Origin of the sequence: Paraburkholderia hospita (assembly GCF_002902965.1) — a bacterium.
GTDB lineage: Bacteria > Pseudomonadota > Gammaproteobacteria > Burkholderiales > Burkholderiaceae > Paraburkholderia > Paraburkholderia hospita.
This window is the reverse complement of record NZ_CP026108.1, coordinates 416270-431470: the sequence shown is the minus strand read 5'-3', so window position 1 is coordinate 431470 and position 15201 is coordinate 416270. Positions and strand designations below refer to the sequence as shown.

General features: G+C 65.3%; 7 protein-coding genes. All 7 read right to left on the bottom strand.

What is annotated here, in order from left to right; genetic code table 11:
- Positions 1-37: 37 nt before the first annotated feature.
- Complete coding sequence (gene recD / locus C2L64_RS46300; RefSeq protein WP_103154048.1) at positions 38-2146, bottom strand: exodeoxyribonuclease V subunit alpha; 2109 nt, start codon at positions 2144-2146, stop codon at positions 38-40.
- On the bottom strand, positions 2143-5952 hold the full coding sequence (gene recB, locus C2L64_RS46295; protein ID WP_103154047.1) for an exodeoxyribonuclease V subunit beta: 3810 nt from the start codon (positions 5950-5952) through the stop codon (positions 2143-2145). Before recB ends, recD begins: the two co-directional genes overlap by 4 nt.
- The gene (recC, locus tag C2L64_RS46290) at positions 5949-9575 is read right to left on the bottom strand and encodes an exodeoxyribonuclease V subunit gamma (protein ID WP_244212315.1); all 3627 of its coding nucleotides are present in this window, start codon (positions 9573-9575) and stop codon (positions 5949-5951) included. The genes recB and recC overlap by 4 nt, the downstream gene beginning before the upstream one ends.
- Before the next feature lie 135 nt (positions 9576-9710).
- Positions 9711-10556, bottom strand: a complete 846-nt coding sequence (locus tag C2L64_RS46285) for an SIR2 family NAD-dependent protein deacylase (protein WP_103154045.1) — start codon at positions 10554-10556, stop codon at positions 9711-9713.
- Between the two features lie 350 nt (positions 10557-10906).
- A complete protein-coding gene (locus tag C2L64_RS54350) occupies positions 10907-11050 on the bottom strand; it encodes a hypothetical protein (protein ID WP_167449612.1) in 144 nt (47 codons plus the stop codon).
- A 216-nt stretch (positions 11051-11266) separates the two neighbouring features.
- Entirely contained in the window at positions 11267-11473 is a 207-nt protein-coding gene (locus tag C2L64_RS46280; RefSeq protein WP_103154044.1) for a hypothetical protein, read from the bottom strand.
- A 264-nt stretch (positions 11474-11737) separates the two neighbouring features.
- Positions 11738-15199 (bottom strand): ATP-binding protein, encoded by a 3462-nt coding sequence (locus tag C2L64_RS46275; protein ID WP_103154043.1) that lies wholly within the window; start codon positions 15197-15199, stop codon positions 11738-11740.
- Positions 15200-15201: the final 2 nt, after the last annotated feature.

Sequence of the window (15201 nt, the reverse complement as noted above, 5' to 3'; positions counted from 1 at the left end):
GTGGCCGGGACATATCCTGTCCCGGCCGCAGATGCCATCAGGCAGCGTCGAATCCCGCCGACAGACCGCTCGCGCGCAGCACCTGCGCACGCACCGCCCGCTCGATCACCACTCTGCCGCCCGCGCTTGCAATCGTCAGGAAGCGGCGCGCGCGCGTAATGCCCGTATAGACGAGCTCGCGCGTCAGGACGGGGCTCATCGTGTCCGGCAACACGAGCGTGGCATGCGTGAACTCGGAACCTTGCGATTTATGCACGGTGAGCGCAAACACGGTTTCGACCGCTTGCAGGCGGCTCGGCAGCGCCCACTTGATGCGGCCCGAGCCGTCGCTGGCCGCGAACGCCACACGCAGACTCCAGCCGCCATCCGGCGCGGGCAGCGCGAGCGTGATGCCGATATCGCCGTTCATCAGGCCCAGTTCATAGTCATTGCGCGTCACGAGAACGGGACGCCCGAGATACCACTCGCCCGTCGCCGTAATCAGGTGTTCGTCCTGAAGCAGACGCGCCACGCGCCGGTTCAATCCTTCGACACCCCACGCCCCACGCCGCAGCGCACACAGCAACTGGAATTCGCCGTGCGCGGCGAGCACATCGTTCGCCCATGCGTCGAGCATGTCTTGCCCCGAGCCGTGTGCCGGCTGTCTTCGGTGCAACGTCTCGAGGTAGTGCCGATAGCCCCGGCGAGCGCTGGCCTCGCCGCTCGTTTGGCCGCCCACCTGCCCGTCGACGACGAGCGCCTTGAACGCCGCGTCGCCCTTCTCCGCGCTTTCAAGCAGCGCAAGGTCCGCGTGATGGTTGATCCAGACGTCCGCCACGTTGCGCGGTTCGCCGCCGTTGACGGCTTCGGCCAATTGTCCGATGCCGCTTTCGGCGGAGAAGCGATGGCTGAAACGCAGCATCGCAATCGCCTGATCGAGCGCGCCGCCGCCGTCGTCGACGAGACGCGGCTCGATGCGCTCGCCCGTCGCCTCTTCCAGCCATGTCTGCGTGGCGCGCGTGTAGTGTCCGTCGCCGGCGCGGCGGCACAATTCGCCGAGGACCGCGCCCGCCTCCACCGATGCGAGCTGATCCTTGTCGCCAAGCAGAATCAGGCGCGCGCGTGCCGGCAGTGCATCGAGCACGGCATTCATCATTTCCAGATCGACCATCGATCCTTCGTCGATCACCAGAACGTCGAGCGCCAACGGGTTGCCCGCGTGATGACGGAAGCGCCGCGTATCGGGCCGTGTGCCGAGCAGCCGGTGCAGCGTAGTCACCGCGACGGGAATCGCTTCGCGGATCGCCTCGCCGTTGGCGAAGCCGTCGAGCGGGAGACGCTCGACGGCATTGGCAATCGATTCGTTCAGCCGCGCCGCCGCCTTGCCCGTCGGCGCGGCGAGCCGGATGCGCAGCGGCTTGCCATCCTCGCCCGTGAGCGACAGCGATTGAAGCAGCGCGAGCAGCTTCACGACGGTGGTCGTCTTGCCCGTACCCGGTCCGCCCGTGACGATGCTGAAGGCGCTTCGTGCAGCAAGCGCGCAGGCCAGCTTCTGCCAGTCGGCGTGCGCCTTGGGTTGCGTCTCCACCGACGGAAACAGCGAGTTCAGCGCGTGGCGCAAGCCGCCGACATCCAGTGTGCCTGCCAGTTCGACTGACGCTTCGAGCCGTTGACGAATCGCGCGGCACACGTTCCGTTCGTACTGCCAGTAGCGGCGCAGATAAAGCCGCGTGCCGACGAGCACCAGCGGCGTACTGCCCTCGCCGTCGCCGACCAGCGAGGTATCGTCGAGTGCCGCCTGCCAGCGCGCCAGCGTGACACCCGCCAGCACCTGCGACGGCAGCAGCACGTTCTCTTCGGCATTGTCGTCGGTACGTGTGCTCGGGCCATCGGGCGGCAGCGACAGTGCGAAGGCGGGATCGCGAAGCGTCGCGACAAGATCGAGACACGCGTGACCGCGTCCGAGCTGATGGCTGGCCAGCGCAGCAGCGAGAATCAGCAGTGCGTGAGCGTGCGGCACTTCACGCGCGAGAAAGCGCGCGAACGCGGCATCGACTTCGCGCAACCAGCCGCGCTCGACCCAGTCCGCGAGCAACTGCCCGACCTGCTCGCGATCACCCACGCCGCCCGACATCGCGATCGTGTTTTCAGACAATAGCGCGCTCATGCAGCCTCCTGGTCGGCGAGTTCGAAGTCGCCCGTAAACAGATCGTCGAGCCGCTCGATCAACTCGCGCGGCGGTCGCTCGGCATGGATGCCTTGTGTCGATGCGTTCAGGCCGCGCAGAAACAGATAGACCGCGCCGCCGACATGCGTGTCGTAGTCGTAGTCGGGCAGCCGCGCCTTGAGCAGCCGATGCAGCGCGAGCAGATACAGCACGTATTGCAGGTCGTAGCGCGAGCGCAGGATTTGCGCGCGAATGCGCTCCGGCGTGTAGGCCGCGTCATCGGCGCCGAGCCAGTTCGACTTGTAGTCGGCGACGTAGTAACGGCCGTCGTGTTCGAACACGAGATCCATGAAGCCCTTGAGCATGCCGTTGAGCTGCGTGGGTTCGATCGCGGCACGCTCATTGCCGCCGACGGTATGTTCACTGACGAGCCGATCGAGCGCCGCCGTGTCGACATGATGCGCGGCAAGCCAGAACTCCATTTCGGCCGTCGACGTGCGCAAGTCCGACAGCCTGATCGATGTCGCGTCGACGCCGCCCGCCGCCTTCAGCTGCAGCGGCGTCGTGACAATCTGCATGATCCATTGCGTCAGCGGTTCGATCGAGCGCTCCCAGCCGCGCACGCTGCAACGGCGCGCGACCACTTCACGCAGCGGCCGCTCGTCCGCCGCGACCTGCGCAAAGCCATGCTGAGCAGCCCATTCGAGAAGATCGTGCAGAAAGCTGCCCTCGTCGGAACCGCGCGGGAAGTCGTGCAGCACGGACGCAATCCGTTGCCCCGATCGGCGCGGCGCTTGCGCGGGTTGCGGTGCATCGTCCTGATCGATCTCGGCCTCGGCATCGCGGGCCTCGATGAAACCTTCTTCACGCGGCGTCTCCGGCACGACATTCACGCCGTGGCTCATCTTCTTCAGACTCGAATAGCTCGCGACCGACCACGGCTCGCGCAGCACGCGCACCGAGGCGCGCGCCTCGCCTTCTCGCGATTTCTCGTCGAGATGCGCGAGACGGTCGTCGCGAGGCTCTGGCGCGGGTGTGACACCGATGTCGTCCGCCGCGCCGAGCGATTCGTGAAGACACTTTTCGAGTTCTCCCGACGCCAGCATCTTCGCGCCGTTGAGCAGATAGCCGATTGCGCTGCGCTCGAATTCCTTCAGTTCCGCGATGCCAATCCACGTCGCGTAACGCGCGCGCGTAAGCGCCACGTAGAGCTTGCGCAAATCTTCGCCGAGCCGTTCGCGGTCGACCTTTTCCAGCACGCCGCCGTCATCGTTGAGCGCGACCTGCACGTTGCCCTGCGCGTCGTGCCATTTGAACGGCACGTCGTTCGCACCGGCGGGACGGTGCGCACACACGAACGGCAGGAACACGAGCGGATATTCGAGGCCCTTCGACTTGTGAATCGTCACCACCTTCACGAGATCGCCGTCGCTCTCCAGACGGAGTTGCCGCGCGTCGCCGCCGCCATTGCCCTCTTCCGCCGCCTCGCGCTGTTCGACCAGATGACGGATCAGGCCATGTTCGCCTTCGATCATCGTGCTGGCCTGTTGCAGCAATTCCGCCAGATGCAGCAGATCGGTCAGGATGCGCTCGCCGCCCTGCACGCGTTGCGCGCCACCCGCCCGCAGGCCGAGCAGGCGCGCGGGTACGCTGAAATCGTTCAGCAGGCGGCGCAACATCGGCAGCACGCCCTGACGCCCCCAGCACTCGCGATAGCCACGGAACCGCAGCACGCACGCTTCCCACGCGATTTCGTCGCTGTAGTACGCGTCCAGTTGTGCCCAGCCGAGTCCGAGTGTCGGTGTCGCGAGCGCGGTTCGCACGAGCCTGCCGTCGTCGGGCGCCGCGCAGGCCGCGAGCCAATGCTGCAACTCGGCCGCTTGCGGGCTTTCGAACACGGAGTCCTTGTCGGACAGATAGACCGTGCGCACATTGCGCTTCGCAAGCGCCCTGCGAATGGCGTCAGCCTCGATCCGGTTGTTGACGAGCACGGCCATGTCGGCGGGACGCAGCGGCTTCAGCACGGCTGCATCGCCCCCAGCGCCGAATCCGGCGAGGCCGCGCTGGCCGAGATCGAGCAGACGCACCATCTCCGTCGCGCAACTCTGCGCCATACGATCGATATACGCGGTCTTGCTGAGTGGCTTGCCATCGTCGGACGGCGGCAGCCACCATGCCGTCATTGCACGCGGCGTGTCGCCATCGACGACGAACGCATCGTCGCGGCCCTTCGCGCTCACCTGGATGAAGGGAACAGGATTGCCATCCGACTCGCGGAAGAGAAACGCACCCGCGCCCGCTTCCCGCTGCTCCGCCACGTTGAAGCAGTGGTTGGTCGCGGCGACCATCGCGTGCGTCGAGCGGAAGTTCGTGGCGAGCGTGTAGAGCCGCGTGCCGCACGAGCGGCGCGCCGCGAGATAGGTGAAGATGTCCGCGCCACGGAACGCGTAGATAGCCTGTTTCGGATCGCCGATCAGGATGAGCGCATGGTCGGCGCTCGCCTCCGATGATTCGCTGCCCTGGCCGTAGACGGCATCGAAGATGCGGTACTGGACGGGATCGGTGTCCTGAAACTCGTCGATCAGCGCAACGGGAAACTGCTTCCGGACGATCTCGGCGAGACGCTCGCCATTCGGCCCATCCAAGGCCGCGTCGAGGCGCGTCAGAAGATCGTCGAAGCCCATCTGCGCGCGCCGCGCCTGTTCGGCCGCGAAGCGCTTCGCCACCCAGCGGGCCGCGTGCGACAGCAGATCGTTGCGCGCATCCGGCAGCGCGGCAAGCTCTGCGCGCAAGGTGACGAGCGCGTCGAAGCCGGGATGCGAAGGTGGCGTGCCATGCTGGCAATGTTCCGCGAGTTCTTTGGGCGTCAACCGGTTCCAGGCGGTATCGGTGAGAGACGGCGAAGCCTTCTCCGGATCGCCGGCCCATGCCACGAGTTCATTCAACCAGCGTTCGCAATTCGCCTTGCCGAACGCAGTCCCGACGTATTGCTTGCTGGCGCGCGCCGTATCCAGCAACGCCTTCATGTCCGCTGGCCACGTATTCCAAGGCGCCTTCAACTCAGCAAGCCGCCGAACCGTCTCGGCGCGCGCCGCCTGCAGCGCATCGGCGGGTGCGGGCGCGTCCGGCAGCAACGGCGCAACGTCGATCAGATTGCGCAGCTTCTTCTGCAACTCCGGCGGACCTTTAGCCCATTCGCTGGCCGTGGCCGCATCCACTGCTACGAGCGGCGCCATGAACGTGCGCCAGTAGTCGCGCACGACTTCGGCGAGCAGCTCACTTTCGTCGGTTTCGAGCGTCTGCGTGAACAGGCTGTCGCTGTCGAATGCATGCTCGCGCAGCATCCGGTTGCACCACGCGTGAATGGTCGACACGGCCGCTTCGTCCATCCATTCGGCCGCGAGTTGCAGGCGGCGCGCGCAAGCCGGCCACTGCTGCGGCGGATATTCCTCGCGCAGTGCGTGCAGCAGGTCGACCGCGCCGGGCGCAAGCGGCTCTACGTCATGCGGTTCCGCCTGAAAATACGCGGCCGCTTCCGTCAGCCGCGCGCGGATGCGATCGCGCAGTTCCTTCGTCGCGGCATCGGTGAAGGTAACGACGAGAATTTCGGGCGGCGTCAGCGGACGCGCGTGCGCGTTCGACGGGTCGTGTCCAAGCACCAGCCGCACATAGAGCATCGCGATCGTAAAGGTCTTGCCCGTACCCGCGCTCGCTTCGATCAGACTGCGGCCCGACAGCGCGAAGCGCAGCGGGTCGAGCGGTTGCGGCGCGTGCATCATGCTTGCCGGAAGGTTGGGCGCGTTCATTCTTCAGCTCCTGCGTTGTTCTTCACTACGTCGATCAGCGGCTTGAGCAGCGCATCGGCCAGCACCGCAAATTCGCCGCTCGCGGACAGGCTCTCGAAATCGGGATAGGCGCGGCGCAAGCTCGCGCTCTTTTCCACCTCTCCGGACGTGAAGCCGCTGCCGTCGCCTTCGTATTTCCGGCGCGCGGCATGGCGCGCATCCGTCATATCCCGCGATGGCTCCGTGTCGTTGCGTGGCGCGCCGCCCGCAAAAATCCATTCGAACGCGGACTCGACTGCAAGCGGCAGCGGCCTGCGCATGCCTTCCTCCCAGGCGCGCAGTAACGCGCCGAGATACGCGGCCGCCTTGCCCGCTTGCATCGGCGGGAACTCGACCGTCCCCTTCTTGCTGACGATCACCGTCGATACTTCACGGCCATCGAGGTTTGCCGCGAGATGCTGCACCCACGGTCTGACGAGCTTCGCATAGCGATAGCGCCGGGTTCGTCCTTCCACGAGTTCGCTGGTTTCAAGCAGCACGCGCGCGAGCTTGCCGTCATTATCGGCACGCCAATGGCCAAGCCAGTCGGCGATGGCCAACTGGCCGTGCTCGCCCGCCACCGCAAAGCCGATTTCCTGTTCGCGCTCGTGCACGACCGGCCAGCGCGCGAGTTGCGTCCGGTACGCGTCGAACAGCTTGTCCATCGGCTCGATCAGTCTGTCGCTCGCGAGGTCGCCGAATCCGCCCGTCGCGACGTCACCGCGTCGCCGGATGACGGCAAGACGCGCGTCGCGCACCGCGACGAGCGTCGGGTCGTCAGCGTCTTCGTGCACTTGCGCGACCTGCGCGCCGATCAGTTCGTCCTGCAGTTTCCAGATGTCGAGCGCATCGAGCTCGAACGGCTCCTGATCGTCGCTGGCCGTTTCCTGGATATCCAGCGCGATGCGCAGGCGTTGCGACAGAAACGCCTTCACGGGATTGCGCAGGAAATCGGCGACTTCGCGCAGCGACAAGGGCTCGTCGCGCACGACAGCATCGAGCGGCGCGTCAGCCGTGGCAGGTGTGGCAGGTGTGGCATGGGGCGTCGCCGTTTCGGACGGCACGTCGCGCCATTCGGCGGCATAGGTAAAAAGCCGCGACGTATCGGTGTCGGCGTTCGCGGAAAAATACTCGGCGCTGAACGGCTGCAAGCGATGCACGACCGTCAACGCATCGACGAGCGCTTGTCGTTTGTCCGACGGTGCATCGGCAAGCTTCCAGCCGGAAACGAGATGGTCGCGCAACTGCCCGATCAGCACGGACGGCGGCCGCTCGCTGTTGTCGTTGATGCTGCGTCCGACCCAAGACACATGCAGATGATCGCGCGCCGACAGCAGCGCTTCGAGCAGCAGATAACGATCGTCCTCGCGACGCGAACGGTCGCCGGGCCGGTGGTAGCCGCGCATCAGGTCGAAATCCATCGGCACGCGGGTGCGCGGATAGTCGCCGTCGTTCATGCCGAGCAGACACACCCGGCGGAACGGAATGGCGCGCATCGGCATCAGCGTCGCGAACGTGACCGAGCCCGCGAAGAAGCGTTGTGCAAGACCCGCGTCGTCGAGCAGGCTCAGCCAGTAATCGCCGACGACGGAAAGCGGCAATGTGTCGTCGAGTCCCGCTTCCGTGCAGGCGTCGAGCCACGTGTGCAGGATGTTGTCGAGCCGCGCGAGCGTATAGGCATCGTTGCCGTCGTCGGCACTGAAAAACGCCTGCTTCAGCGAGCGCAAGCGCTCGCACCATACGGTGGGCGTTGCCGGCTCGCACATCGTGCGCCACGCGTGGTCGAGTTCGTCGATCAGCCGGACGATCGGACCCAGCAGCGCGGCGTCGAGTCCACCCACTTCACCGAATGGCTCGATGTCGCCCCACGCGTCCGTTTCGCCGCCCACCGCATAGCCGAGCAACATCCGGCGCAGGCCGAACAGCCAGGTGTGCGGCGCCGCCGCGTTGTCGTCGCGCGGCAAGCCGAGGCTCGCACGATGCTCGGCGTGCAAGCCCCAGCGCACGTTCGCGCCGCGCATCCACGCACGCAGCGTCGGAAGATCGCTCTCGTCGATGGCGAAACGCCGGCGCAGCGCCGGGACGTCGAGCAGATCGAGCAGATCGCTCACCGTCAGGCGCGAATGCTGCAAGCTGAGGAGCGTTTCGAGCGCGCCGACGAGCGGGTCCGCCTTGCGTTGTCCACGGTCGGCGACGCTGAACGGAATGTAGCGCCGATCGTCACGGTCGAGCAGCCCGAAGACGGCCTGGATGTGCGGCGCGTACGCGTCGATGTCCGGCACCATGACGATGATGTCGCGCGGCCGCAAGGTCGGGTCGGCGTTGAAGGCGGCAAGCAGCTGGTCGTGAAGGACTTCGACTTCGCGCTGCGCGCTGTGCGCGATGTGAAAGCGGATCGACTCGTCGGCAGCGGGATCGACGGGCGGCCATTCCTCTTGCGTCTCGCGCAGCGGGCGCAGATCGCGGATATCGTCCTGCAGCTGTTGCAGCAGTGACGTCGCTTCGCGCTCCTCGAACAGGTCGATGCGCTGCCCGATGCCCGCGAATTGCGGGCGATAGCGCTCGCGTGCCTCGGCGCTGTCGAACTCGTCCAGCAAGCCGATGAAATCGCGTCCCTGCTTGCCCCACGATGCGAGCAACGGATGCGCATGCAGATGCAGTTGTTCGGCAGCCAGTTCGGCGGGCGCGCCCACGCGGCGCTGCTGCCGCGAATGTTGTGCGCGCAGTAGCTCCTTGTCCGGCACGATGTCGGCCCAATAGTGCGCGCACGGATTCGGCACGCACATCAGCACCTGCGTCCAGCGCGCGATGGCGGCGAGTGCCTCGAGCGACTGGCGCGGCAGGCTCGAAATGCCGAATACGATCACCCGACGCGGCAAGCCTGGCGGCCGCGTGTCGCTGTCCCACGCTTCGACACGCGCAAGGAACGCCTGATGAACGGCGGCGCGTCCACCATCCGACATCGCTTCGGGCGCTGCGGCAGCATCCGCCGAATTCGCGACGTCCGCGACGAGTTCGCGCCACAGCGCCGCCTGCCAGCGTTGTTCATCGGGCAACGGATGCACTTCGCCGCGCGCATCGAGCACGCTGTCGTTGCCTTTCGCCCAGCGGTCGAGCCAGTCGGCGCGATACATCTGGTACTGGTCGAACAGATCGGCGATACGCTCGGCAAGCTGAAAGCGCTTGCGGCGATCGTCGTCGTGACTGATGAAGCGGCGCAGCGGCTCGAACGCCGGAAGGTCGATGAGCGTGGGCAGCACGCGCATCAACCGCCACACGAGCCGCGACTCGTCGAACGGCGACACCTCGGCCACCGACGACTTGCCCAGCACCGCGCGGTACGCCTGCCAGATGAAGGTGGAAGGCAGCGAGATTTCCAGTGCGGCGGCGATCCCGCAGCCACCGGAATCCGTCATGGGATCGTGGTCAGCCGCGAGCGCGAGCTTGAGCCATTGGGCAATACCGTTGCTCTGCACGAGGATCACTTCGTTCTCGAGCGGCGCGAGCGGGTTGCGCTTCATCCATTCGACGAGCAGATCGCGAAGGCGCTCGGAGCGATTGCCGTGAATCAGCATCAGCCCGGGAGAAAGGGAATTCGATGTCAAGAAAGACTCCATGAACGCGCGAAAGCGGAAGCGCCGCGCGTGGGTAACACGCGCTCGCGTTCCGTTCGCGCAATGCGCGTGGTCGTGAGTTGAGTGGCGGCTCGCACGTCGGCGGAAACGATGAGGTGTGGCCGGTCAGCGCTTGGGCGCACCGTTTGCCTGATCGAGCGCGTGGTCGAGTGCGACGAGTGTCTCGAGCGCGCCGCCCTGAATGCCGATGCCTTTCGCCGGATCGATTTGCGGCTCCCGCAAATTGATGCGGATGACGCGCGGCCCGTGACGTTCGCTGAACCGGCGGATGGTCGGCAAGGACGTGCCCGCGCCGAGTTCCACTGTGACGATCCGGCGGGTGGAGTCGATCCAGCGCTGCAAACGCGCTTCCTGTGCGTCGGTACGCCGCGACAGCCAGGCGGCATCGTAGAACATCAGCACATTGGGGCGTGCGATCCCGCCGCAATCCGGGCAGCGCGGCAACGGTCCGACCAGCCGGCAAGCCTGCTCATCGACCTGCGGCTCGAATTCCGTCGCGGGCCAGATGCGCGAGCAGCACGGCAACACGCATTGCAGATGGTGAATGGACCCGTGGCACTCGGCAACAGTCTCTTCCGCGAATCCCGCGCGCTGGAACTGGCCGTCCACGTTGCTGGTGCGGACAAACGCACCGCGCGGCATGCGTTGCGCCCAGCGCTGGAGGATCGCAAACCCGGCGTGAGGCACGACCTCGCGATACAACTTCAGGCGATGCCCGTAAAATCCCCACGCGAGCAACGGATCTTCAAGGAACGACGCGGGATTGGCGATCGCCTGAAAACCGATCTGCGCCGCGCCCAGCGCCGGATACGCGCGCCAGAGGCCCTCGTTGCCGCGAAAATCCGGCAACCCCGAATCCACCCCGATGCCCGCGCCTGCCGTCACGAGCAGACCGTCCGCGTTGCGCAGCCAGGCGGCGGCCTGCTCGATTGCCAATTGTTGTTCTTTCATCCCGTACGGCCCTCGTTGTTCTGTCTGCCTGTCGGCTATGGTCTGGGTCATTGTTATGTAAATGTCCGCACGCGCACGCCGCTAAAACCTTGTGCGCGAACGGCCACTGAGACGGTCCAACAACCACATGGCCAAGGTGCCGAGACTGTCGAACGGCCGCGCCGGCCTGATCTCCAGATCTTCACTCCCACACGCCTCACATACACCGAGGATCAACAGCACGTCGCTGTGTGGCCGATAAACGCGGTGCCAGCCGCAAGCGCGGCAGGTCAATTTCACCGGAGGTGCTGGAATCGGCATGGAGCGAACGCATGCTGGAATGAAAACGGCGAGGCCGGTGCGTTAGATGCTCACGCTGCGCCAGACGCAACATTCTGGGCGTCGCGGCGAACCTTTTCAATGTACTTACCAAGCGCGACCGTCGACAGGATGCCGGTGGCGAAAACGATGGCAAATGCCGCAAGGCTTTCGAGGGGCGAATTGTTGTTCAACATGTTGAGTCCTCTCAGGTGAATACAGCGAGTCTGTGTCTCCAATGCCGCCGTGCGCATGGATTCACTTGTACAGTTTGCATCGCGCTCGAGACAAACGACGTCCCGATTACACGCGCGGTCGCCATGGATACACCATGGCAATTACGGCACGCGCTGTACTTTCTTTAAGCATTCGCTGACGATTTGCGCCACCGAATGACAACGCGCACGTCGCGGCTATCTGACTGCACGCCAGATCAATGCCGAAAGCTGATTGCCCGTCCCAAGGATCCGGAAAGAAGCGTCGCGGGTTTGATCGGTCCGGGGATCGTATTCGCCAAGCCGGTTGTAACGCGCATCACGCGCAATCTGTTTGCCCCTCGAATCGGTCTCGATCGAACCGATGATGTGATAGTGGTCGTCGCGCAGATATTCAGTGGCCATTCGTGTTCCCCGTGGTGTCTGCCTGGTGTGCGTTCTGCAACGACAACACTGTAGATACGGGTTGGGACAATTCACGTCCCGATGATCGCGACGAGACACCGCGGTCCTTGGTCTGGACCAAAAACGTTTGCGTATTGCGATTCGCTTTGCTAGTGGATATCGCCTCAGGAAAAAGCAAAAGCGGCACGGCGCGCCGGAATTCCGGTGCGCCGTACCGCTAGCAACAACGAATACTCAACGTTGTGTGGCTGAACAGGGACATCGTTAGCCCAGATATCGCACGTTCGCAGAGGCGCCGAACACCCCGTTGACGATCTCGACGAGGTGATCGTGATGGCTGAGAAATATCACCTGCATGCGTGTGGCCAGTCCCGCCAGCACGCGAAGCCCGGCCTTCGCCCGTTTGTCGTCGAAGTTGATGAACAGGTCATCAGCGACGAAAGGCAACGCTAGGCCACGCTCGCAATGCAATTCGAGCGCGGCAAGACGCAATGCCAGATAGAGCTGATCGCGCGTCCCTTCGCTCATGCCCGCGACCTCCACGCGTTCGCCACCCGCACGCACTGCGGCCAGCGCCAGCGGTTGGCTGTCGTAATCGACCGAAAGACGTTCGAACGCGCCTAGCGTCAATTCAGAAAAGATCGCGCTCGCGCGCGCCAGCATCGGCCCCTGGCGACGCTCGCGGTACCGGTCGACGGCCCAGCGCAGCAAGGTCGACGCCGTCTCGACCTTGATGAAGCGTTCGGCCGCTTCGGCCATGGTAGCGAGCGCCTCCTGGCGTTTCGCCTCGGCAATCGCCGCGTTCGCGCCGCCCGAGATCGCCTCCAGTTGTTGACGCGCCTGCGCCACTTTCGTCGCCATCTCGGCACGCGCGTTGACCGAGTCCATTAGCGCGGCGCCCACGCCCAGCAGATCGGCTTGCACCGTCTGCAGGTCGGTCGCATCGACTTCCTCAGCGAGTTCATCGATGCTCAGTCCGTCGCCATCGTCGACGAGACTCCTGCGCGCCTGGTCGATGGCCGCCGCCAGTTCACGCTTCCCGTCCGAGCGCGCGATCAAGGGACGCAACAGGTCAGGCTTGTCGACGGCGGCAAGCGCGTATAGCGGACGCAGTTGCGCGCTCGCCTCGTCCACCTCTGCGCGGGCGAGGCGAACGCGCTCCGACACATCGGCCCGTTCGTTCGTCAGGCGCTCGGCTTCGGCCTTTACCGCACGCGCCGACGACAGACGCTGCGAAAGTTCGATCGAAATGGCTTTCGCGTCCGCTTCCGGCATCGATACGCCGAATCGGGCCGCGAGCCTGCTGGCCTCCGTGGAAAAGGCCGCCAGGGCGGCGCGCATGGGATCGATCTGTGCGTTGCGGATAGATGCGATCTGATCGAGCTGTTCGCGAACCGTCCGGGCGATTCCGAGTGCAGCCTCCGTCGCGGCATCTGACTCCGCGACGGCGGACAGGCCCGCCTTCACCATGGCACCCGCCCACTGATCCTTCCAGAGACGGTGTGCGGCGTCATGAACGTCGGCCTCCCGACGCAAGCTCGCCACGTCGGCCTGAGCCGCTTCGATCTGTCCGGCGAGCAGACTCTGGGTCGCCGCCGCCTGCCTGCGTTCGCTCACGTAGCGCTCGGCCATCGCGCACAGGCCTTCGAGGTCGACCGGCAACGGGCCGCTCATCCCCGCCTGGACGAGGCAACGGGCGAGCCGTGTCTGGCACGATTCGACCTCTGCGCTTTCGCGCGCCAGTTCATCGGCAGACTTTTCATGCGCCGTGGCGGCGTGCAGTGCGCTGTCGCGACGCGTCATCCACGAGGCGATATCGTCGAGCGCCATGCCAGCGAGTTCCTGTTCGGATACAAGCAACGCCCAGCTTGCGTCGAATCGCGCCAGCGCCGCTTGTGCGTCGGCAACACGCTGGCCGTGCCGCAACGCCGCTTCCTTCGCTTCGAGAGCCCGCTGCTTCAGGTTCGACAGTTCCGACGCTTGCGCTACCGTGCCAACCTGCCCGTCAGACAGATCGTCCGCTGTGGCCACTGCCGCTTCAAATTCCGGCGCACCGTCCGCAACGGCCACCGCGCCATCCCTGATCGCCGCCCAAGCCGCGTCGCGGACTTCGCGGGCTTGCAGGACGACTTCGCCCGTCACGATCTGGTGAGCCTGCTCGAACGCATCGTGTTCGGCAACGGCCAGACGCTCGTCCTCGCGAGCTTCATCGAAGCGGTCGCGTGCGCGCATGTAACGCGAGACGAGATCGTCGCGCTCGGCACGCAACGAGGCGACACGTTCCATCGACGGCAGGGTCATCGACTTCAGCGCCGGCAACGGGCGGTTCCATTTGCCGAGCGCCGCGAGACTCGCATCCAGCGTGCGCTGCGCGTCGGCGGCGGCCTCCTTCAAGCGTCGCTGCGCGGGGTCGTTTTCCCTGTATCGCTGCGCGGAACGCAGCGCAGCCTGGACATCGTCTGGCACGTCCACGGAGGGCAGGCCCTCCAGCTTGCGGCCGAGGTCGGCGATGTCAGCAAGCTTCCTCTGAATCGCCTGCTGTGCGTTGATGACTGACTGCTCGAGCTTGCCGCGCTCGCGCATCAGGCTCTCGACGGTATGCAATGCAAGCGCCGAGGGTACCCTGTTGCGCGCCGCCCGTTCGTCCTCGGGCCAGTCGAGTTGCACGCACGCATCCGCGACCTGACGCACGAGCAACGCGACCTGCTGCTCGAGGCGCGCGACGTCCGCCTCGTGGTCGCTGCATCGGTGGCGTGTGCTTTCGAGCGCCTCGACTTCGCTCTGGAACGCCAGCGCGGTCTGATCGACGTCCATGTTTTCGAGCGCGCCTTGCAGTTCGCTCGCGCGTCGCAGATGCACCTCAAGCGCGCTTTCGGCGGCAGCCAGTTTTCTCAACGCGCCTTGCAGCGTGGCGTCGGCATCGTGAGGCAGATCGATCACGTCGCCCAGCGCGCGCAAGTCGGCCGTCTTTTCGCGCCATACGGCAAGATGATGCGTGACGCGGCGAATGCGTTCGAGGCGGCTGCGCTTCAGTTCGAGTTCGCCGTGCCGGCGCTCAGCGGATGCCTTGCCTTCCAGCGCGTCGTCGACCGCCTCCTGCGCGGCCCGCCATGCCGATGTCCGGACGGCTGCCGATTTCAGTTCGGCGCTCGCGTCGTCCAGCTGCTTCTGCCCGACGTAGTAAGCGCGCTCGCCCGCCTTGCGCTTGCTCCACAGGCGGTCGGCCTCTTGCGTGAGCCGCTCCCGCACGGGACCCAGACTCGAAATCCCCGCCGCCGACTGGAACAACACCTGCCCTACGTCGCTTGACGCGTCGAGAATGCTCTGCCCGCCTCTGATCAGCGACGTGTGATCGAGGCAGAACATCTGTTCGAAGAAAGCCTTGTCTGCTGCGCCGAGAAACGGCACGAGTGCCTCTCCCGCGAGCGGTTCACCCGTCGGTGCGGACAAGGGCGTTTTCCTCGCCTTCGACCGATGAAACGCCAGCGCCTGATCCGAATGCTCGATCATCGCGCCCAGCCGCAATTCGCTCTGAGGATGAATGAAGTCCAGCGGCGAGCTGTGCGGCATACCGAACAGCAGTTCGGTGATGGCCGTCTTGATGGTGGACTTGCCGGCTTCGTTAGGGCCGACAAGAAAATGAAAATCGTGCGACGAGCGGGGAAACGCCACCGCTTCGTCGGAGAACTTGCCGTAACGAATCAGTTCGAGCTTGCCTATACGCATAT

Excerpts from the sequence above, each read along its gene's own strand:
- recD (WP_103154048.1), bottom strand. The coding sequence starts at position 2,146 with ATGAGCGCGCTATTGTCTGAAAACACGATCGCGATGTCGGGCGGCGTG.
- C2L64_RS46285 (WP_103154045.1), bottom strand. The coding sequence starts at position 10,556 with ATGAAAGAACAACAATTGGCAATCGAGCAGGCCGCCGCCTGGCTGCGC.
- recB (WP_103154047.1), bottom strand. The coding sequence starts at position 5,952 with ATGAACGCGCCCAACCTTCCGGCAAGCATGATGCACGCGCCGCAACCG.
- C2L64_RS46280 (WP_103154044.1), bottom strand. The coding sequence starts at position 11,473 with ATGGCCACTGAATATCTGCGCGACGACCACTATCACATCATCGGTTCG.
- C2L64_RS54350 (WP_167449612.1), bottom strand. The coding sequence starts at position 11,050 with ATGTTGAACAACAATTCGCCCCTCGAAAGCCTTGCGGCATTTGCCATC.
- C2L64_RS46275 (WP_103154043.1), bottom strand. The coding sequence starts at position 15,199 with ATGCGTATAGGCAAGCTCGAACTGATTCGTTACGGCAAGTTCTCCGAC.